The 20,506-nt window shown below is 71.8% G+C and carries 18 protein-coding genes; 7 read left to right on the top strand and 11 right to left on the bottom strand.

The features are described 5' to 3' along the window. Positions 1-8: 8 nt before the first annotated feature. The 8 genes from AB0C12_RS13260 to AB0C12_RS13225 are packed head-to-tail and all read right to left on the bottom strand — an operon-like array spanning position 9 to position 9,610. Positions 9-1,022: a GNAT family N-acetyltransferase gene (locus tag AB0C12_RS13260; RefSeq protein ID WP_360547424.1), complete on the bottom strand. Its 1,014-nt coding sequence runs from the start codon at positions 1,020-1,022 to the stop codon at positions 9-11. 14 nt (positions 1,023-1,036) lie between these two features. Beyond that, positions 1,037-2,203: a hypothetical protein gene (locus AB0C12_RS13255; protein WP_360547422.1), complete on the bottom strand. Its 1,167-nt coding sequence runs from the start codon at positions 2,201-2,203 to the stop codon at positions 1,037-1,039. Continuing rightward, positions 2,200-3,429, bottom strand: a complete 1,230-nt coding sequence (locus AB0C12_RS13250) for an O-antigen ligase family protein (protein ID WP_360547420.1) — start codon at positions 3,427-3,429, stop codon at positions 2,200-2,202. The genes AB0C12_RS13255 and AB0C12_RS13250 overlap by 4 nt, the downstream gene beginning before the upstream one ends. Beyond that, positions 3,426-4,730, bottom strand: coding sequence for an NAD(P)H-quinone oxidoreductase (locus tag AB0C12_RS13245; RefSeq protein WP_360547418.1), 1,305 nt, complete (start codon positions 4,728-4,730; stop codon positions 3,426-3,428). The genes AB0C12_RS13250 and AB0C12_RS13245 overlap by 4 nt, the downstream gene beginning before the upstream one ends. Next, positions 4,723-6,426, bottom strand: coding sequence for a polysaccharide biosynthesis tyrosine autokinase (locus AB0C12_RS13240; RefSeq protein ID WP_360547417.1), 1,704 nt, complete (start codon positions 6,424-6,426; stop codon positions 4,723-4,725). The genes AB0C12_RS13245 and AB0C12_RS13240 overlap by 8 nt, the downstream gene beginning before the upstream one ends. Continuing rightward, positions 6,413-7,720: a glycosyltransferase family 4 protein gene (locus AB0C12_RS13235; RefSeq protein ID WP_360547416.1), complete on the bottom strand. Its 1,308-nt coding sequence runs from the start codon at positions 7,718-7,720 to the stop codon at positions 6,413-6,415. The genes AB0C12_RS13240 and AB0C12_RS13235 overlap by 14 nt, the downstream gene beginning before the upstream one ends. After that, positions 7,717-8,847, bottom strand: a complete 1,131-nt coding sequence (locus AB0C12_RS13230; RefSeq protein ID WP_360547414.1) for an aminotransferase class I/II-fold pyridoxal phosphate-dependent enzyme — start codon at positions 8,845-8,847, stop codon at positions 7,717-7,719. Before AB0C12_RS13230 ends, AB0C12_RS13235 begins: the two co-directional genes overlap by 4 nt. Then, positions 8,840-9,610 (bottom strand): polysaccharide deacetylase family protein, encoded by a 771-nt coding sequence (locus tag AB0C12_RS13225; protein WP_360547412.1) that lies wholly within the window; start codon positions 9,608-9,610, stop codon positions 8,840-8,842. Before AB0C12_RS13225 ends, AB0C12_RS13230 begins: the two co-directional genes overlap by 8 nt. A 205-nt stretch (positions 9,611-9,815) precedes the next feature. Here AB0C12_RS13225 and AB0C12_RS13220 point away from each other — a divergent pair, with 205 nt between their 5' ends. Then, entirely contained in the window at positions 9,816-10,838 is a 1,023-nt protein-coding gene (locus AB0C12_RS13220; RefSeq protein WP_360547410.1) for a GNAT family N-acetyltransferase, read from the top strand. On the opposite strand, the gene AB0C12_RS13215 is transcribed toward AB0C12_RS13220, so the two are convergent. Then, positions 10,831-12,405, bottom strand: a complete 1,575-nt coding sequence (locus tag AB0C12_RS13215) for a caspase family protein (RefSeq protein ID WP_360548976.1) — start codon at positions 12,403-12,405, stop codon at positions 10,831-10,833. The two genes, AB0C12_RS13220 and AB0C12_RS13215, sit on opposite strands and share 8 nt — an antisense overlap. Before the next feature lie 109 nt (positions 12,406-12,514). Continuing rightward, positions 12,515-12,922, bottom strand: coding sequence for a hypothetical protein (locus AB0C12_RS13210; RefSeq protein ID WP_360547408.1), 408 nt, complete (start codon positions 12,920-12,922; stop codon positions 12,515-12,517). On the opposite strand from AB0C12_RS13210, the gene AB0C12_RS13205 reads away from it, so the two are divergent. From AB0C12_RS13205 to AB0C12_RS13180, 6 genes are all read left to right on the top strand, one after another. Continuing rightward, the gene (locus AB0C12_RS13205) at positions 12,912-13,313 is read left to right on the top strand and encodes a hypothetical protein (protein ID WP_360547406.1); all 402 of its coding nucleotides are present in this window, start codon (positions 12,912-12,914) and stop codon (positions 13,311-13,313) included. The genes AB0C12_RS13210 and AB0C12_RS13205 overlap by 11 nt on opposite strands. Further along, entirely contained in the window at positions 13,310-14,650 is a 1,341-nt protein-coding gene (locus AB0C12_RS13200; RefSeq protein ID WP_360547404.1) for a hypothetical protein, read from the top strand. Before AB0C12_RS13205 ends, AB0C12_RS13200 begins: the two co-directional genes overlap by 4 nt. Positions 14,651-14,797: 147 nt before the next feature. Continuing rightward, on the top strand, positions 14,798-15,205 hold the full coding sequence (locus tag AB0C12_RS13195; protein ID WP_360547402.1) for a YciI family protein: 408 nt from the start codon (positions 14,798-14,800) through the stop codon (positions 15,203-15,205). Next, the gene (locus AB0C12_RS13190) at positions 15,205-16,434 is read left to right on the top strand and encodes a DUF6596 domain-containing protein (protein ID WP_360547400.1); all 1,230 of its coding nucleotides are present in this window, start codon (positions 15,205-15,207) and stop codon (positions 16,432-16,434) included. The genes AB0C12_RS13195 and AB0C12_RS13190 overlap by 1 nt, the downstream gene beginning before the upstream one ends. A gap of 64 nt (positions 16,435-16,498) precedes the next feature. Continuing rightward, positions 16,499-17,671: a MarP family serine protease gene (locus tag AB0C12_RS13185; protein ID WP_360547398.1), complete on the top strand. Its 1,173-nt coding sequence runs from the start codon at positions 16,499-16,501 to the stop codon at positions 17,669-17,671. 196 nt (positions 17,672-17,867) lie between these two features. Next, positions 17,868-18,059 (top strand): hypothetical protein, encoded by a 192-nt coding sequence (locus tag AB0C12_RS13180; RefSeq protein ID WP_360547396.1) that lies wholly within the window; start codon positions 17,868-17,870, stop codon positions 18,057-18,059. Between the two features lie 5 nt (positions 18,060-18,064). Here the strand turns inward: AB0C12_RS13180 and AB0C12_RS13175 are convergent, their stop codons facing one another. After that, the gene (locus AB0C12_RS13175; protein ID WP_360547394.1) at positions 18,065-20,416 is read right to left on the bottom strand and encodes a glycosyl hydrolase family 65 protein; all 2,352 of its coding nucleotides are present in this window, start codon (positions 20,414-20,416) and stop codon (positions 18,065-18,067) included. Positions 20,417-20,506: the final 90 nt, after the last annotated feature.

Genomic DNA, 20,506 nt, shown 5'->3' with positions numbered 1-20,506 from the left:
CCGGGCTCCTAACGGTAGGGCGGGAAGGTGGCGGACAGGTCGTCCGGGTCGGTGCCGGGCCGGCGGTCGGCCACCAGCCGGCGGTACGCGTCCGGGTCGGTGACGATCCGCCAGCTGTGGAACGGGTGCCGGCCCGGCGAGAACCCGGCCTTGTACGAGAACAGCGAGTCGTTGCTGCCGCCCTTGCCCCCGCCGAGGTGGAAGACGGTGTCGCCGCGGCTCTTGCACCACCGCCGGACCTCGTCGTACAGCAGCTCGTCGGCGTAGCGCTTGGGCGCCCGCCGGGTCGACGACACGTAGCCGGTGGCGATGCCGTCGTGTTCGAAGAAGGTGTTGCCGCCGACCACCTCGTCGCCCTCCAGCGCGACGGCCAGGTGCATGCGGTCGCCGACGGCGTCGTGCAGCGCGGCCAGGTGCTCGCGGGTGAAGAAGTAGTACGACGACGCGCCGACCCGCCGCATGTTGTCGTGGTACACCGCCACCCATTCGCCGAGCCGGTCCCAGTCGTCGAAGACGACCCGAGTGCCTTCGCGGCGGGCACGGTTGATGTGGTTGCGGTGGTCGCTGCGGGTCTGGCGCCACATCTCGTCGAGGCTGACGGTCAGGTCCATCGAGACGGTCTCGCCGTGCCGGACCAGCGTGCCGAAGCGTTCCAGCGTGGTCAGCGGCGCGTCCAGCAGTGGGTGCATCCGGACGAACGCCGTCACGATGCCCTCGGCGCGCAGCGTGCGGAGCATCGCGGCGCAGGCCCGGGCCCAGAACGCGGGGTCGCCGTCGCCGATCGGCGCGGGATAGCCGTACGGCGAGACGGCGTCGCGCAGCTCCGAGCCGGGCACGTCCCGCAGGATCAGCGGCAGGAGCAGCCGGCGGCCCTCCTCGGCGTAGTGGAAGGCGGTCGGCGCACCGCCGTAGAGCTTCGCGTCGAGCTCGACGTACGCGGGCTCGTGGTACATGTCGTGCGGGGTCTGCTGCAGCACCTCCTTCCATTCCCGGGCTGTCGGGTCGATCAGCGAAGCCTTCATCTCCCATAACCTCCTTACGGCCGCAGGATCCGGGCGTTGAGCGCCATGTTGGCGGCGAACTGGTCGTTGACGACCTGGTGCTGCTCCAGCCGCAGTTGTACGGCCGCGTCGTAGCGGCCCAGTTTCACGAAACCGTCGGAGAACCACCCGTTGTCGGTGCCGGTGCCGTCCACGAAGTTGCGGTAGGTGGTGCCGCCGGGCCAGATCACCTTGGTCAGCAGCGCGCCGAAGGCCGCCATGTCGGCGCCGGTCCAGGTCCGGCCGCGGTCGCGGGCCTCGACGACGTACGCCATGACGCCGTTGGCGTGGCTGACGTCCTGCCCCGGCCGCCGGGCCGAGCCCCACACGTCGCTCCAGAAGTACGCGGTGGGCTCGGCGGGGTTCCGCCGCAGCTGACCGCGCAGGCTCGCGCCGCTGCCGGGCAGGTGCAGGTCGATGTGGCCGACCACGTCGAGGTACCGCTTGCGGCGCGCGGGGTCGGTGGTGACCCGGGAGAGGTTCAGCCCGATCAGCGCCCAGTGCGCGGCCATGTGGGTGCGCTCGCGGTAGATCGCCTCGCCGGGCCCCCGGGCGTACCATTTCTCGAAGATGTGGGTCTCCGCGAAGGCCAGCAACCGCTCGTAGCGCGCGCGGTACGCCGGATCGCGGTGAACGTCGGGGGTTTCGCGCATGGCGACCAGCAGCGCGGTCCCGTAGCGCCAGAAGTAGCTCTCGTAGAGTGGCACCTCGTTGCCGCCCTGCCCCGAGCTGCTCGACGCCCAGCCGCGGAAGTCGTCGTGGAACCGGCTGTCCCGCAGCGACGACGAGGGACGGGCCGAGGCGGCCACGTTCTCCACGAACTCCAGGGCCCGGTCGAGGTAGCGGTGCTCGCCGGTGGCCCGGAACATCGCGATGCAGGAGTCGACCGAGTAGGACAGGTCGTAGTGGTCCCAGCTGTCCGCCGACCGGCTCATCGGCAGGCTGTTCGCGGCCATGTAGTCCCAGCTCTGCAGGAACACCGACGCCCAGTGCGAGACCGGCTTGAGCTTGACCGTGAGATCGGGTCGCGGTGCGGCCGGCGGCGCCGGCAGAGGCTCCATGATGGACGGTACGTCGGTGCGTGGCGGCGCGCTCGCGGCGGTCAGTGAGGCCACGGCGAGCAGCAGCACCGCCCGGCGGCCGATCCTGGCGTGCGCGGTCATGACGACACCGGCTCTCTGACGGGTACGGCCAGCTCGGAGGTCACCGGGGGCAGCGGGATGACAGCCGCGGCGGCGGCCATCGCCGCGAACAGCCAGGCCAGCCGGGCGTCGTAGTAGTCACCGGAGAACAAGCTGCTCAGCGCGACGAAGACGGCCGCCGACACGGCGAGCCCGGTCAGCTGCGGGCGCACGCCGCCGCCGCGCACCGTACGGGTCCACAGCACGATCGCCGCGGTCAGCAGGCCGATGCCGATCAGGCCACCCTCGGCCGCGACGCCCAGCACGTAGTTGTGCGGATATTCGACGCCCTGGTTGACGCCGATGAGGCCGTAGAAGCCGTCCAGTCCCGCGCCGGCGAGCGGGTGCTCGACAGCCAGGCGCCAGGCGGCCGCCCAGATGTCCGTACGGTCGGACAGGTAGCGCTGCTGCACGGTCTGCTCGACGAACCGTTCCTGGAACAGGTTGGTGAAGGCGGGCGGCGCGAACGCCCACACGGTGGCGGTGGCGAGCACCAGCACGGCGCCCGCCGCGACGACCGGACCCGTGCGCAGCCGGCCGCGGATCTTGAAGAGCGCGGCGACGCCGACGGCCACCCCGGCGAGCAGGCCGGCCCGCGAGCCGGACAGCACCGCGGCCAGCAGGAACAGCGGGATGACCAGCAGCGGCAGGATGCGCCGGGTGGTCAGGAACAGGGCCACCGCGCTGATCACGCCGAGGATCTCGATGCGGACGAAGACGTTGGGGCCGCCGCCGAACGCGGAGTAGCGGCCCTGGTCGCCGGGGCCGTTGATGAACAGCGCGGCCAGGGCGAAGATGACCGCCGCCACGAAGAACAGCAGGAACGTGACGCGGATGACCACCGCCGGGTCGCCGATCGTGTAGACGTAGAACGCCACGGTCAGCACGCCCAGCAGGATCAGGTCGAGCGTCTGCGGGCCGACCCGGGAGGCCTGCGGCGCCCACAGCCCCGAGGCGATCTGGAAGAGGAAGAACAGCACGGTCGTCACCAGCCAGCCCTCCCGCCGGTGCCCGCCCAGCACGAGGGGCCGCCGGGCGACATCGACCGCGAGCACGACCAGGGCGATCCCCAGCCCGATCACCCGCAGGTCGACCCAGGCCAGGTCGAGGAAGCCGGCCCGGTCCAGGGTGAACCGCCCGCCGATGGCGACCAGGATCATCAGCAGGCCGGGGGCCAGGAAGACGCGCGGGTTCCGCAGCCGGCTCACGCGATCACCTTCGCGATCCGGTCCCGGGTCACCCGGCTGGCCACGAGGGCGAAGAGCAGGCAGGCGCCGTAGCCGATCAGCGAGCCGTACGCGGCGCCGAGGATGCCCAGCGACGGGATCAGCAGCAGGTACGCCGCGAAGCTGACCGCGAAACCGGTGATCTCGGCGGCGGACACCAGCCCGCTGTAGCCCCGGGCGATGAGCAGGCCCAGGCTGATCCGGGAGACGGCGTAGAGGCCGGCCGCGGCGACCAGCGGCAGCACGACGGCCTGGGCCGGGGCGTACTGCTCGCCGAAGACGGGCACGATGAGCAGGTAGAGCCCGCCGGCGGCGACCGGGGCCACGACCAGGCAGTAGACAACCGCGGCGAGGACGATCGGACGCGTACGCAGTGCGCCCTCGCGGTGGCTGGCCCGCCACTTGCCCAGCCGGGAGTCCGCGTACGCGCGTAGCGGCCAGGCGAGCAGTTCGGTCATCGTGGCGACGCTGGCGTACAGGCCGAGGGCCGAGGTCGACGCCAGCACGGGCAGGGCCAGCCGGTCCGACCGCAGCATGGCCATGTTGGACAGGGCGGCCGGGAACAGCGCGAGGCCCTCCTGGCGGACCGTGCGGTTACGGGTCAGCGGCGCGGCGGCGGGAGCCGGCAGGCGCAGCCACAGCACCAGGTAGGCGACGGTCGGCACCGCTCCGGAGACCAGGTAGGCGAGGATCCACACAGCCGGCTGGGTGGTGCCCGCCACGAACAGGGTGACCAGCAGGGCCAGCAGGAGCAGGGATTCGATGATGCGGGCGTACAGGAAGTCGCGCACCCGGCCGACGCAGATCGCGATGGCCCGGGTCGCCAGGCTCGAGGCCTCGGCGGCCGCGTAGGCGAGGATCAGGCTGATGACCACCGGGCCGGGGTTGAAGCGTTCCGGGGCCAGCACGGCGAAGGCGGCCGCGGCCGACAGGGCCAGGCCGCCGGGCACGACGAGCAGCCGGGCGTACGCGCGGACCGCCGCCGCCGGCGTGACGTCGTGGTAGCTCGCGACGAAGCTGCGTTCGGTGCCCAGCAGCAGCACCTGGGTCGCCAGGTAGACGACCTGCAGGATGAGGGCGACCTCGCCGCGCCCGGACGGGCTCAGGGCGCGGACCATCAGGATGTTGGCGGCCAGGGCGACCCCGCCGGTCAGCAGCTGGGAGGCGACGAGCTTGACGTAGGGCTCGCGCAGCTGGGCGAGCAGCCAGGCAGACGGGCCGCCGCGGCGTGGGGGAGCGAGCCCCGCCTCCGGCGCGGCGCGCTCCGCCTGCAGCTCACTCACCGGGCTGGGACTTCTCGTCCGAGCTGCGCTGGGCCGGCAGCTGCGGCGGCTCGGACCGGCCGGCCGCGCCGGCGTCCGGCGCCGGCTCGGCCACGACGGCGGGCGGGGTGGCCACCGGCTGGGCGACGACCGGCTGGGCCACGACGACCCGGGCCTGGCCGCGGGCCGCCGCCGCCCCGGCCGCGTCGCGCGGGTGCGCGGCGGCTTCCTCGGGCGTGCCGACGGTCGCCTTGACCACCTGAGCCCGGCCCCGCGCCGGGCCGCCGGCCGGGCGGGTGGTCACCGTCTGGTCGGCGGCGTCGGCCGGGCCGGCGAACTGGTCGTCCTGACCCATCGCGCCGAACAACTGGGTCACCAGCTCGGGATCGGACGCGGCCGGCACCTCGGCCCCGCGGTGCCAGTTGCCGCTGGTGGGCAGCTTCTTCGGCAGGGCGTTGAGGACCGCGCCGGCGAGCCGGGCCCCGACGCGTTCCAGCAGGTCCATCGAGCGCTCGACGTCGACCGTACGGGTGCGGTTGGCCCGCACCACCAGCAGCGCGCTGTCGGTCACCTTGCTCAGCACGGCCGCGTCGGCCACGCCGTGCAGCGGCGGCGCGTCCACGATCACCACGTCGAAGCGTTCGGTGAGGGCGCGTACTGTCGCGCCCAGCCGCGGCGACGCCAGGATCTCGCCCGGGTCGGGCGGCTGCTCGCCGGAGGGCAGCACCGTCAGCCGGCCGTCCAGCGAATCCTGCAGCACGTCGGGCACGTCCGCGCTGCCGGACAGCACGTCGGACAGCCCCGGACTGGTGTCCAGGGCCAGATACCGGCCGACCCCCGGGCTGCGCAGGTTGGCGTCGACGAGCACCACCGTGGCGCCGGTCTCGGCCATGGCGATGGCCAGGCCACAGGCGACAGCGGTGGTGCCTTCCTTCGGCTGGGCCCCGGTGAGCAGCAGCGACGTGCCGCGCCCGGTGTCGCTGTGCATGCCGGCGACATCGGGCAGCAGGCTGCGCAGCCGCCGGAACGCCTCCGCGAGCGCCTCGTCCGGATGGCCGTTGCGCCCGGAGCGGCCGCCGAGCGAGATGAGGCCGACCGTGCCCAGCCCGAGCCGGCGCAGGTCGTCCTCCTCGCCGATGGTCTTGCGGGTGGCCTCGCGGACGGCGACGGCGACCGCGCCGATCAGCAGACCCAGCACCGCGGAGAAGCCGATGTTGCGGACCAGGTTGCCGGGAACCTCGGTGGTGACCGGATTCTGCGCGATGGACACCGACGGGGTCGGCCCGTCGGCCGGGGCGGTGCTCGGCGGGTCGAGCTGCTTGGCCAGCCCGACCAGCGACGTGGTGGCGGTGGTGACGATCTCCTTGCTGCGCTCGGCGGACGCGTCGGTGGCCGAGACCACCAGCAGGTCGGTGCCCTCCTGGACCTGCGCCGACAGGCTGGCCTGCACCTGCGCGGTGGTCATCGGCAGCTTCAGCTTGGTGATCACGCTCTCGGCCACCCGGGGCCCGGTGAGCAGCACGATGTAGGAGTTGAGCCGGCTCGCCTTGGCGTCCGGGTCACCGGTGCCGGTCGTCACGAACAGCACCATCGACGAGCGGTAGGCCGGCTGGGCGGTCAGGCTCAGGCCGGCCGCGGCGCCGGCGGCGAGCAGCACCGGTACGACGATCCACAGCCATCGCCGCCGGCAGGCCCGCACGTACTCACGCAGTTCCACTCTGGTTCTCCATCGTCACGCCTGCTCCGACAGGGCCGCGGCGACCCTGTTTCCGGCCGGCCGCCGACCGGTTCAGTACGGCCTCGAACTGCGCGAACAGCAGATCGCGGGAGAACCGTTCGACGGCCAGCCGATGGGCCGCCTCGCGCGCCTGCTTGAGCCACAGCTCGTCGCGGAGGTGCGCGGCCAGCACCGAGCCCGCCTGCTCGGCGTCGTACGGGTCCAGCACCAGCCCGGCCCCGGTCCCGGTCAGCAGGTCGGCCTGCCAGCCGCCGTAGTTGACGGCGATCGGCCGGGACGCGGCGAGCGCGTCGAAGAACTTGTTGGCCGAGTTGTCCCACAGGGCGCGTACCGGCCGGACGAAACTGCTCGACATGGTCGCCGCCCCGAGGATCACCGGCAGGTCGGCCTTGGGGACCTTCTCCCACATGTGCACGGTGCGGTCGAGCAGGCCGTACTCGGCGGCGAGCCGTTTGGTGGCGTCCCATTCCTTGCCGTGCCCGACGATGAGCACCTGCGCGTCCGGGTCGGTCTCACCCATCCGGCGGGCCGCCCGCACCAGGTATTCCACACCGTTCACCGCGCCCAGGGCGCCGGTGTAGACGATCAATGGCCGGTCGCCGAGCCAGCGGTGTTCGTCGCGGAACCGCTGGACGGCGTCCGGGGCCACGTCGAACAGCGCCAGGTCGGCGGCGTTGGGGATGACGGTGGTGCGGGTGCCCGGCCGGCGGGCGGTGACGCCCGCGGCCATGCCCGGCGACAGGGCGATGACCTCCTCGGCGTTGCGGTAGGCGAAGTCGGCCAGGGCGCCGGCGAGCCGGCGGGCCAGCGGGTTGCGCAGCACGCCCATCTCGATCGGCACCTCGGGCCACAGGTCGCGGACCTCGAAGACGAACGGCACCCGGCGTAGCTTGGCCGCGACGACGCCGGGGACGGCGACGGTCAGCGGCGTGCTGGTGGCGAAGACCAGGTCGGCCTTGAGCGCGGTGGCCCTGGCCGCGGCCAGGACCATGAACTCGGCGAAGGCGCGCAGCCGCCGGGCGAAGGACATGTTGTTCGAGTACGGCACGGAGAACCAGTGCACCTGGATGCCGTCGTCGTCGGTGCGCCGCCAGCCCAGCGACCGCTTGCCCGGCGTGATGTCGGTGGTGATCACGTGCACGGTGTGGCCCTGGGCGACCAACCGGCGGGCCTGCTCGTAGGAGCGGATGCCGCCGGTCATCGTGGGGTTGCAGTAGTACTGGTGGATGTAGACGATGCGCATCCGGCCGGCGTCCCTTCCCTCGGTGGTCATCGGGCCACCGCTCGCACAGCCGCGACGACGCGTTCCCGGTCGTGCTCGGTGAGGGCGGAGCCGCTGGGCAGGCACAGCCCGCGGCGGAACAGGTCGGCGCTGACCGCGCCGCCCCGCATGACGCAGTCGCGGAACACCGGTTGCAGGTGCATCGGCTTCCAGGCCGGCCGGGCCTCGATGTTCTGCCGGCCCAGGTGCTCGATGATCCGGTCGCGGTCCGCGCCGAACGTGCCCGCGTCGACCAGCAGGCAGGTGAGCCACCAGTTGGGCACGCCGTAGTCCGCCACCGGCATGAAGGTCAGCCCGGGCAGCTCACCCAGCGCGGTGCGGTAGAACCGGGCGGTGCGCCGCCGGGCCGCGATGAGCTCGTCGAGGCGCTGCACCTGGCCGCGGCCCACGGCGGCCAGCAGGTTGCTGAGCCGGTAGTTGTGGCCGACGGCGCGGTGCTCGTAGTGGGCGACCGGCTCGCGGGCCTGGGTGGCCAGATACCGAGCCTGGGTCGCGATCCGGCCGTCGTCGGTGACGAGCATGCCGCCGCCCCCGGTGGTGATGATCTTGTTGCCGTTGAACGACAGCACCCCGGCCAGCCCGAACGATCCGGCGGCGCGACCCTGGTACGACGCGCCGAGGGCCTCCGCCGCGTCCTCGATCAGGGCGACGCCGTACCGGTCGCAGGCCACCAGCAGGGGCTCGTAGTCGGCGCACTGGCCGTACATGTCGACGGCGATCACGGCCCGCGGCAACTGGCCGCGGGTGGCCCGCACGCGCAGCTCCTCGGCGACCAGCCAGGGGTCGACGTTCCAGGAGTCGGCGGTGCTGTCCACGAAGACCGGCCGGGCACCGAGATACATCACCGCGTTGGCGCTGGCCGCGAAGGTGAACGAGGGCACCAGCACGGTGTCGCCGCGCCGGACGCCGGCCGCCATCAGCGCCAGGTGCAGGGCCGCGGTGCCGCTGCTGAGCGCGACCGCGTGCCGCACCCCGATCAGCTCGGCCACCTGCGCCTCGAACGCGTCCAGGTCGGGGCCGACCGGGGCCACCCAGTTGGAGTCGAAGGCGTCCAGCAGCAGCTTGCGCTCGATGTCGCTGACGTCGGGCGGGGACAGGTAGATCCGGGCGTCAGTCATGGACCCGGGTCCGTACGGCCCAGCCCGGCCAGGCCGGGTGCAGGCCCTGGCGCTGGATCCACATCGGTGAGTCGCCCGGGTGCATCGCGTCGCGCAACGTGGTGGCGAAGCTGCGGTAGCCCGCCTCGCGCACGATGCGCAGCTCACGCTCGCCGAAATCGACGGCGGGATTGCCGTACGGGGCGGCGAAGTCGCGTACCTCGACGCCGAGCTCGTCCTCGATCTCCCACTTCGAACCGGCGATCTCCTGGCGGGCGGTGTCGTCACCGGCGTCCGCCAGCCGCGGGTGGGTGACGGTGTGCGAGCCGAAGTGGTGCCCGGCGGCAGCCAGGTCGCGGCAGTCCCGCCAGGTGAGGTTCCCCGGCTGTCCGACCAGCCCGGAGGTGAGGAAGAAGGTGGCCGGCACGTCCAGCTCGGCCAGGATCGGGGCGACCACGTCGCGCCAGCTCAGGTGCCCGTCGTCGAAGGACAGGCAGAACATCGGCCCGGTCAGCGGGCGGCGCCCGGCCAGCACGTCCAGCGCGTCGTCCCAGGAGACCAGCGGGCCGAGGCGGCCGAACGTGCGCAGGTGCCGGCGCAGGTCGGCGGCGTACTCGGCCGGGACGTCGTGATAGAAGGGGAAGTAGAGCCCGGCGGTGGTCGGCAGCCGCTTGAACATCCCGGCCGGCGCCAGCACCCGGCCCTGGACGCGGGGGCGGGCCCGCAGCTTGCTGCGCAGTCCGAGCTCGTTCAGCCGTCGCTTGACGGTGGTCGGCGATCCCATGTTTCTCCCACCTGCGCTCGTCGACTTCTCCTCGTCCCGTTCACCCTGACAAATGCGGGGCGGGCAGCGTCAGTAGCAATTGTCATAACGAACGTGAGAAGTGTTCACATCAATTCGAGAAGGGTCCGGACGGTCCTTGCGAAATGGCCGGACAGCGAGGCATCCTCCGTCCCAGGGCCTTTTATCGAGCCGCCCGGGGAGAGTCATGCTGCGACTGCGACGGGTGGCGCCGACGGCCGGGCTGTGGGCCGACCGCGCGACGTACGACGACCGCCTGATCTTCCACACCGAACCGTGGCTGCGCTTCGTCGCCGAGACCCAGCGCGCCGAGCCGGTGCTGGCCACGGTCACCGACGGCCCGCGTACCGTCGGGCACTTCACCGGGCTGGTCACCAAGCGTTACGGCCTGCGGATACTCGGCAGCCCGATGGCCGGCTGGACAACGTCCTACGTGGGCTTCAACCTCGACCCGGCGGTGCCGCGCCGGGTCGCGCTGGAAGCGCTGATGCCGTTCGCCTTCGGCGAGCTGGGTTGCGCCCACCTGGAGATCCGCGACCGCGGCCTGACCGAGCCGGACCTCGAGGGCCTGGGCCTGCGCTGGGCCGCGGCCCCGACCGCGGTGATCGACCTGAGCCCATCCGAGGACACCCTGTTCGCCGCGATGGCCGGCGCCTGCCGGCGCAATATCCGCAAGGCGGCCAAGTCCGGAGTCGTCATCGAAGAAGCGCAGCCGGACGACGAAGCATTCGCCGACGATTTCTACAGTCAGCTGCGCGACGTATTCGCCAAACAAAATCTGGTGCCCACCTATTCGATCGAGCGGGTGCGCGCCCTGATCCGCCATCTCGCCCCGGCCGGCCAGATCCTGCTGCTGCGCGCCCGCGACTCCGAAGGCCGTTGCATAGCCACCGCGGTCCTGCCCTGGTACCACCGCACGATGTACTTCTGGGGCGGCGCCAGCTGGCGCGCGGACCAGCACCTGCGCCCGAACGAGGCGCTGATCTGGCACGCGCTGCGCTGGGCCAGGGAGCGCGGGGTCACGGAGTTCGACTTCGTCGGCGGTAACTCCTACAAGGCCAAGTACGGCACGACCGAAGTGCCGGTACCGTGGGCGCGCCGGTCCCGGTCGCCCTTGGTGGCCGGCCTGCGCGATGCGGCCAAGGAGGGTTACGCGCTCAAGCAGCGAGCGGCGGCCCGCCTCACCCGGGTGAGGCAACGAGTCAGCTGAAGATGGTCATGTCGAGATCAAAGCTGATCGTGACGTACGGCGGCGTGTCGGTCACCTGTCCCGAGCTGATCCTGATCAGGACGATGTCCCCGCGCTTCGTCCGGGCGCACACGGAGAGATCCGTGGAGCCCTGCAGCGGCTGGTCGATGCGCTTGCCCGCGTCGGCCAGGACGGGATCACAGATCGTCTTGATCTCCTTCGCGCTCGGGTAGATGTCGCCCTGGGCGGCGATCGCGGCGGCTGAGGCGAACGCCAGGGCGGCCGCTTCTCCGGTGGCGGAGGCCCGGGCCACCGTCAGGTCGGCCTCCGAGTCCTGGCTCGTCAGGGCGACGCCGGACTTCCCGAGACGGACGGCCTGCCCGGGGGCCAGTCTCATGGATTTGACATAGGAGAGTCGAGGCTCATCGCCGGGCTTGAAATAGGCGGCGAAGGTTCCCACGAATCCGGTCGCTATGGCCAGGAAGGCCACCGCGGCAAAGACGCGCAGGCGCCCTTTTCTCCGGCCCTTCACTGCCGGCGGCCGGGGCGCAACGGGTTCCCCCCGGGGCCGAACGATCGGCGCCGCAGTCGAGGGAGAAGCGATTCTCGGTGCACTGAGGGGGAGCGACAACCAGCCCAGGTCCTTGATGTGCTGTTCCGTCTCGCGGATCTGGGAGTCGGCGGCCTGAATCTCCTCGACGAGTTCCATGGCACTTTCCTGAGTCTGCTGCGATTCCTGATCGGTGACCGGCAGAACATTCGCCTGGGCGCTCTCCAGGCCGGCCTCGGCGGCCTGCTGGATCTTCGCGATCTCTTCCCGGAAGCGCTCCATCTCCTCCCGGTGCTGCCGGTTCTTCTCGCTGAGCTCCCGCGACAACAATTCGTACGAGGATCGCAGTTCGGCCAGTTCCTGTTCGACGTCGCGCTGTTGCTCCGGCGGCGCCGCGTTGACCGCGAACTCGAAGTCGGCGGCGGTGTCGCTGTTGCGCAGCGTCGGAACCGACGGGCAGACCGCGGCCAGCCGTTCGCGGACGGTCGTGAAGATCTGGCTCAGCCGCAACCGGGCTGGGCGATCGGGGATGCCGTGGGTCACGACGTCCGCGAAGTATTTGGTGAAGTAGGTCTGCTGGGAGCGCTCGCCGGTGCTGTCGTCGACCCAGGCCTTGTCGTACGCGCTGCTGGCGGCGATGGTGATCACGCCGCCGACCATGGTGAGCTGCTCGAACTCCGCCGTGGCGGCGCCGAGGCTCTTGCCGCTGGAGGTGGCGATGCCCGAGTAGCAGCAGTCCAGGATCACGATCTTCACCTTGGCCGGCGAGTGGCGCAGGGCGTGCCGGACGTCGTCGTACGACAGGCTCGTGGGGCGCCGGCGTTCGGATTTCATGACGGTGCGGCGTACGCACAGGCACAGGTGTGACCCGTCGCTGACGATGCCGTGCCCGACGAAGTAGAACAGTGCGACATCGCGGGCCTCGGCGAACCGTTGCACCAGGATGTCCGGGATGCTTCCGGCATCCCTCTCGTCGGCCAACGTGGTGACGGCCGCGGCAGGCCAGCCGCACACGGCGGAAGTGAGCAGGTCGTGCATGCGCCAGAAACTGTTCTGGGCGGCCGGCACATCGGGAAGTTCCTCGTCCTGGTAGGACCACGTTCCCATGAGCACGGCGCGGGAGGCGCTGTAGTCCAAATCGCCGGCCCTACTTCTGCTGGAGTTTGTTCACCAGTTCGGTCGCGTCGGCCACGTTCCGGCCGGTGAGCTCGATGGTGCCCGCCTTGGTGGTGATCCGGATCTTGACCTCCTCGCGGCGCGCGCGGATGAAGTCCGGCGCCGTCCTGATCAGCGCATAGAGGCCGGAGCTGCTGACCACGGCCAGGAGAATGTCGGCGGCGCCGAGCTCGTTCTTCGACCCCGGAACCGATCGGCGATCGACGCGTAAATGATGGACCGTGGTCAGCCAGTCCAGCAAAGACGGAATCGCCGCCGGATCGGAGATCTCCAGCTCGATGGCCGCCTCGCCATTCGTCTGGCCGAGGAGGACGGAATGATCTTCTTGCGGATCCGGGTCCATCATTGATTCGTACCGCAATTGCGGGGTGAACCGCATCACCTACAAGGTTCGCTCCGGTCAACGGTCGCCGCCGGCCGTACCAATTCGGCCAGAGACCTGCGACGATGTGGCGGTGAGCCGCGCCCTTAAGATTTCGCTCAGCCTCATCCTGCTGGTGATCGCCGCGGCCCTGGCGGTCTGGTCGTGGTTCCTCAGTGGCCGCGACCTCGACGACGCCGACAAGATGTCCAGTGTGGCCGGCCTGTTCGTGTCGTTCCCCTTGGGCGTCGCCGGCCTGGTCTTCGCGATCCTGGCCTGGCGCGACGGCCGCCACGGCCGCTCCAAGGAATCCGGAAAGGCGGGCTCGCACTTCACCGTGACGGCGGGCCGCGATGCCTACACCGCCGAGCAGATGACCATCAATCAGAGTGACGGTCCCGCCACGTGAAGCTGTGGCGATGGGCGAAGGTTCAGGCCGCGCGCGACGCCTACGTCGCCGGCACCCAGTACTTCCAGAACGCGCCGCCGAAGCCGTACTTCCTGGCGCCGGTCCTGCTGGAACCCACCGGCGACCTGTCCACGCTCTCGCCGAGCCAGCTGCTGTCCGTCGGCAACCGGGCGGTTCCCTTCGCCTTCCGCGAGGACGAGTTGCGCGAGCTGGTGCAGTGGCGCGACGACGGCCCGACCGTCTCGGCGCATCTCCTGTACGCCCCCGGTGGCCAGGGCAAGACGCGCCTCGCCGACAAGTTCTTCACCGACAGTGCGGCGCTGGGCTGGCAGACCCGCGCTGCTCGCCACGTCACCGAGGTGCCGTACCCGTCGGAGCCGGACGCCGCGGCCGCGGACACCGTCGAAGGACCGGCGCTGGTCGTTGTCGACTACGCGGACCGGTGGCCGCTGGACGACCTGCTGGGCCTCGCCGCCGAGCTCGGACGCTCCCGCACCGGGCCGGTCCGGATGCTGTTGCTCGCGCGCACGCCGGACTGGTGGATCCCGATGCGGCACCGGCTCGGAAAGCTGGGCTGGGAGGTGCGGCAGCGGCGGCTGGAGCGGCTGACCCAGCCCAGCGACGATCGGCTCGAGGCCTTCGACCAGGCCCGCGCGCGGTTCGCGGCCATCCTGGGCGTCGCCGACACCCGTACGGCGGAGCCCTGGGCGCAGCTGCACGGCCGGCAGTTCGACCTCGTCCTGTCGATCCACATGTCGGCCCTGGCCTCGGTCCTGGCCGGCGCCGGGAGCGAGGTGCCGCTCGCCGATCCGGCGCGGGTGTCGGCGTACCTGTTGGACCGCGAGCGCTCCTACTGGGAGAGCATGCGGACCGCCGGGAGGATCAACGCGCAGCTGACCACCATGTCGAGGGCCGTGGTGGGAGCTGTCCTGGCCGGGCCGTTGTCCTACCCGGGTGGCGTGAGCCTGCTGGAATGCGCCCGCATCTGCTCCACGGCCGAACCGGCGGAGCAGGTCCTCGACGATCACAAGGTCTGCTATCCCGCGGTCGACCCGGCGCACGTGCTCCAGCCGCTGTATCCCGACCGGCTGGCCGAGGACTTCCTGGCCCTGCAGATACCCGGTGCGCGACCCCGGGAGCTCGGGGACGGCGATCCGGCGATCGAGCGGATCCTGGACAACCTGCTGCGCCCCGGCACGGATCTTCCGGCGGAAACCGTCGAACGCATCATCGTCGTCCTGGTCGAGACGGCCCGCCGCTGGGAGCACGTAGCGGACCGCCACTTCCACCCGATCGTCGCCGCGCGTCCCGACCTGGGCTTCACCGTGTTCCCCTGACCCGCTCCGGGCGGCGGATCTCACGCGTGACCCAGCGCCCCCGCAGCAGCCGGCTAGATTTCTCCCGGGGCCGTGTCGATCCGCTCGCCGCTCGTTCGACATGAGGGTGCGAGGGTCGAGAGCGACCCGCCGGACGAGGAGAGCGCGATGCAGAAGTACATGCTGATCATGCGGGGCACCGACGAGACCAACGCGGCCATGATGGCCCGGATCGACGAGATGATGGCCACCACCCGGCAGTTCATCGAGGAGATGGTCAAGGCCGGCGTCTACGTCGCCGCCGAGGGGCTGGACGATCCCGCTCAGGGTGCCGTCGTGCACTTCGGTGACGGCGCCCCAGTGGTCACCGACGGGCCGTACGGCGAGACCCGGGAGCTGTTCGGCGGTTACTTCACGGTCGAGGTCGCCTCGCGGCAGGAGGCGGTCGAGTGGGCCAAGCGGGTCCCGGCGGTGCCCGGTGCCAAGATCGAGGTGCGGCGGGTGCCCGGCGAGGACGAGGTCCCGGAGGCCGGCGGGGAGTTCGTCAAGCAGGACGAGAGCAGCGGCCGGGTCTGATGGGCGCCGCCGACGTCGAGGCCGTCTGGCGCAGTGAGTCGGCGCGGATCGTGGCCACGCTGACCCGCTTCACCGGTGATCTCGGGCTGGCCGAGGACGCGGCCCAGGAGGCGGTGACCGAGGCGCTCGTGTCATGGCCGCGGGCCGCTCCGGCCAATCCGGCCGGCTGGCTGATGGCCACGGCCCGGCGGCGGGCGATCGACGCGATCCGCCGCCGGAGCGCCCTGCGGGACCGGTACGCCCTGCTGGCGGCCGACCCGGCGGCCGGTCCGGTGGTCGACGACGAGATCGACCCGGACCGGATCGACGACGACGTCCTGGCGTTGATGTTCATCAGCTGCCACCCGGTGCTCTCGCCCGAGACCCGGGTGGCACTGACCCTGCGGGTGGTCGGCGGCCTGTCCAGCGAGGAGATCGCCCGCGCGTTCCTGGTGCCCGTGCCGACCGTGCAGGCCCGCATCACCCGGGGCAAGAAGGCGATCGCGGCGGCCGGGGTGCCGTTCGAGCTGCCCGCGCCCGGGGAGCGGCGGGAGCGGCTGGGCGGTGTGCTCAGCGTTCTCTACGTGATCTTCACCGAGGGGTCGACGGCCACGTCGGGTGATCAGCTGGTGCGGCCGGATCTCGCGTACGAGGCGATCAGGCTGGTCCGCACGCTGGCCGCGCTGGTGCCGGACGAGCCGGAGGTGCACGGCCTGCTCGCGTTGTGCGAGCTGACGGCCGCGCGTTTCCCGGCGCGGACCGGGCCGGACGGTGCGCCGGTCCTGCTGGAGGATCAGGACCGGACGCTGTGGGACTTCCCGGCGATCCGGCGCGGGCTGGCCGCACTGGCCCGGGCCGCGGCCGGCGGCCTCGGGCCCTACGGCCTGCAGGCCGCGATCGCGGCCTCGCACGCGTCGGCGCCCTCGGTCGAGGAGACCGACTGGGCGCAGATCGTGGTGCTCTACGAGGCGCTCGCCCGGGTGGCGCCCTCACCGGTGGTCGAGCTCAACCGGGCGGTCGCCGTGGCCATGGCCTCCGGCCCGGCGCCGGCCCTGCTCCTGGTGGACGAGCTGGTCGCCCTGGACCGGCTGCCCGGGTCGCATCTGGTCCCGACCGTACGCGGGGAGCTGCTGACCCGCCTCGGCCGGCTGCCGGAGGCCCGCGCCGAGCTGGAACGGGCGGCCCGGCTGTGCGCGAACCAGCGCGAACGTTCGGTGCTGCTGCGCAAGGCGGCCGCGCTGGGGGCGTGAGCGACGTGCGCTTGGGTGTTCCCCTTACTGTGTCCGGCGTGAGAGCTTGCTGCCCGGCGGAGGGATGCCCGTGGTCGACGGCATTCTGATCCTGCTCATGCTGGTCTTCGCCATCGGTGGTTACCGGCAGGGCTTTGTCATCGGGGCGCTCTCCTTCGGCGGTTTCTTCAGCGGTCTGCTCATCGGGCTGCAGCTCGGCCCGCTGATCGCCGACCAGTTCGCCGACGGTGCCGTGCGGCTGGTCGTCGCGCTCGTCACGATGCTCGCGCTGGCGGTGCTCGGGCAGACCCTCGCGAGCTGGCTGGGCGCCCGGGTCCGCGCGGCCATCGTGCATCCGTCGGCGCAGCGCCTCGACGACGCCGGCGGGGCCGCTGTCTCGCTGGTCGCGGTGCTCGTCGTCGCCTGGCTGCTCGCCGTACCCCTGGGGTCGACGCCTTTCCCGGAGCTCAACAAGCAGGTCCGCAGCAGCGCGGTGCTGCAGGGGATGGACACCCTGCTGCCGCGGCAGCCGCAGGCGCTGTCCGCCGCGTTGCGCGAGTCGCTGGACAGCGACGGTTTCCCGGACGTCTTCGCCGGCCTGGCCGGCACCGCCGCCCGGCAGGTGCCGCCGCCGGATCCGCGGCTGGCCCAGGCCCGGGTCGTCGGCGACGCCCGCCGGTCGGTGCTCAAGGTGGTGGGTACGGCCTGCGAGCAGCGCATCGAGGGCACCGGATTCGTGTACGCGGCCGAGCGCGTCATGACCAACGCGCACGTGGTGGCCGGCACCAGCACCGTGCAGGTGGAGACGACTGACGGCCCCCGCGACGGCACGGTGGTGGTGTTCGACCCGGAACGCGACCTGGCGGTGCTCCACGTGCCGGGCCTGCGCGCGCCGGTGCTGCCGTTCGGGCGGGAGCCGGCGCGGACCGGCGCGGACGCGATCGTGCTGGGTTATCCGCTGAACGGGCCGTACAACGCGCAGGCCGCCCGGGTACGCGAGTCCGGCGACATCACCGGCCCGGCGATCGACGACTCGGCCGACGTGACCCGGCAGATCTACACGATCCGGGCCCTGGTGCGCCGCGGCAACTCCGGCGGCCCGCTGCTGGCGCCCAACGGTGACGTGCTCGGCGTGATCTTCGCGGTGGCCCGGGAGGACCGCAATGTCGGCTTCGCGCTGACCGCGGCGGAGGCAGCCGGCCCGGCGAAGCTCGGCGCGGGGCGCACCCGCGGCGTCGGCACCGGCGCCTGCGGCTGAGCAGCGGGATCAAGCAGTCGGCCGGCTGTCGATCCACACCGTCTGCGTCACCCACCCCTTGGTCGGTGTGACGACGGCGCATCCGCCCAGCGTCACCGGAGCCGCGACGGCAGCGCACTCTTCCTGGGAAATGTCCCGATAGGTCACCCGGGTGGGTGCACCGTCGGATGCCCCGGCGCGGTGGCATCATCGGTCGATGACGAGCGTGCACATCCGGTTGGCGGGCCCGGGGGAACATCTCGACGACGCGGCCATGATCTGGGCCGAGGCCACGGCGGCGCGTGACGGCGACGCCGAGATCGCGGCGTTGAGCGTGGCCCGCCCGATCATCCAGCGGGTCCACCCGCGCAGCGGCCGTCTCGAACAGCGCTACCGGCTCGACCTCTGAGCCGGTCACTGCCCGTCGCCGGGTCGGCGGCCCGGTGGTTGTTCCGGGGTCGGCAGAGCCGCCACCCGTTTGCGCAGGGCCACGGTCTGCGGCCGGTCGTTCGCCACCTCCAGGCCGGCTCCGGCGTGCACGAGCGTCAGGGGGCGCGGATCCTCGTCGTGCAGCGCGTACGTGGCCTGCGTCGAGGTCACGGTGACCCGCAGACTGCGGCCCTGCCAGCGGACCGCGAAGCGGAGCCGGTTGATGCCCGCCGGCAGCGCCGGGTCGAAGGAGAGCACGCCGCCGTGGTCGCGCAGGCCGCCGAAGCCGCTGACGATCGCGGTCCACGCGCTGGCCAGCGAGGCCATGTGCAGGCCGTCGCGGCTGTTGTGGTGCAGGTCGAGCAGGTCCACCGTGGCGGCCTCACGGGCGTAGCGGTGGGCCAACTCCAGATGGCCGGTCTCGGCGGCCAGCACGGCCTGGGTGCCCGCCGACAGCGACGAGTCGCGGACGGTACGGCGTTCGTAGTAGTCCAGGTTGCGGGCCTTCTGGGCGGGCGTGAACGCGTCGCCGCACCAGTGCATCGCCAGCACCAGGTCGGCCTGTTTGACCACCTGGCGGCGGTAGAGCTCGAAGTACGGCGCGCTCAGCAGCAGCGGGTACTGCGCGGGATCGTCGGTGAAGGCCCACTCCGGGTGACCGGTGAAGCCCGCCGACTGCTCGTGCACCTCCAATTCGGGGTCGTAGGGCAGGTGGACCGCGGCTGCCGCCGTACGCCAGGACAGCGCCTCCCGGTCGGTGACGCCGAGCCGGTCCGCGAGGTCGGGATGCCGGGCGACCGCGTCGGCGGCGCCGCGCAGGTTCCGGGCCGCCATCAGGTTGGTGAAGATGTTGTCGTCGGACAGGGCGCTGTACTCGTCCGGTCCGGTGACGCCGGGCAGGTGCCAGACGCCGCGCCGGTCGAAGTGGCCGAGGGAGTCCCACAGCCGGGCCGTCTCGACCAGCAGTTCGACGCCGCATTCCCGGTCCAGCGTGTCGTCGCCGGTGACCATGCGGTAGCGCAGGACCGCGTCGGCGATGTCGGCGTTGACATGGAAGCCGGCCGTGCCCGCCGGCCAGTAGCCCGAGCATTCCTGGCCGCGGATCGTGCGCCACGGGAACGCCGCCCCGCGCAGCCCGAGTGCCTGCGCGCGTTCCCGGGCCAGCCAGAGCGTCGAGTGCCGCCAGCGCAACGCGTCGGCGGCGGCCCGCGGCTGGGTGTAGGTGAGCACCGGCAGGACAAAACCCTCGGTGTCCCAGAACGTGTGCCCGTCGTACCCGGGACCGGTCAGGCCCTTGGCCGGGATCGCCCGCCGTTCCGCCCGGGCGCCGGACTGCAGCACATGGAAGAGCCCGAAGCGGACCGCCTGCTGCAGCTGCGCGTCGCCCTCGATGACAACGTCGGCGTTGTCCCAGAACTCGCGCAGGTATTCCTGCTGCTCACGCAGCAGCCCGGCGAAGCCGGTGCGGCGGGCGCCGATCAGGGCGGCCGCGACCTGGTCGCGCAGCGACGGCACCGAGCGGATGCTGGACCAGCCGTACGCCATGGTCTTGACGACCGTGAGGGTCGCGCCCGGCCGCAGCACTCCGGTGACATTGGTACGCGCCCAGCACGGCTCCCCGTCCGACTCGACGACAACATCCTCGCCGCCGGTGACGATGTGTTCCATGCCCGCGGCCATGAGCTGCTTGCTGACCCGGGTCCGGTGTACGAGCAGGGCGCTGTGCGAGCCCACGACGTGCTCCACGGCTTCGAGCGGGTTCTCCAGCGCGGCGGCCACCCGCGGATCCACCGAGGTGGTCGACTGCTCCTCATTGGTGATCAGCTCGGACTGCACGATCACCCGTACGGCGGCGTCGACCGCCTCGACCTGGTACTCGATCGCGGCGACGGCCCGCTGGGTGAACGACACCAGCCGGCGCGAGCGGACCCGGACCCGCCGGCCCGCCGGTGAGGTCCAGTCCGCCTCGCGGGTGAGCACACCGTTGCGCAGGTCCAGCCGGCGCTCGTGGTGGTGCAGGGTGCCGTAGCGGACGTCGAACGGCGCGTCGTCGACCAGCAGCCGGATGATCTTCCCGTCGGTCACGTTGACCACGGTCTGGCCCGACTCCGGATAGCCGTAGCCACCCTCGGCGTACGGCAGCGGACGGCGTTCGTGGAACGAGTTGAGGTAGGTGCCGGCGATCCCGTGCGGCTCGCCCTCGTCGAGGTTGCCGCGCAGCCCGATGTGGCCGTTCGACAACGCCAGCACGCTCTCCGACTGCGCGAGCCGGTCCAGGTCGAGGGTGGTCTCGCGGACACACCACGGCTCGACGGGGAACGGCGGTTGCCCGGTCATGGTGCTGCCTCAGTCATGGTCTGACCCTCCCGCGCTGGTTGGGGTGTTCGCGCCCGTGTAAGACCCTGGTGCCGGCCCGGTGTCGCCGTA

Source organism: Actinoplanes sp. NPDC048967 (genome assembly GCF_040649415.1).
Taxonomy (GTDB): domain Bacteria; phylum Actinomycetota; class Actinomycetes; order Mycobacteriales; family Micromonosporaceae; genus Actinoplanes.
The sequence above is the reverse complement of the archived record's forward strand: the minus strand, read 5'-3'. Positions and strand labels throughout refer to the sequence as shown.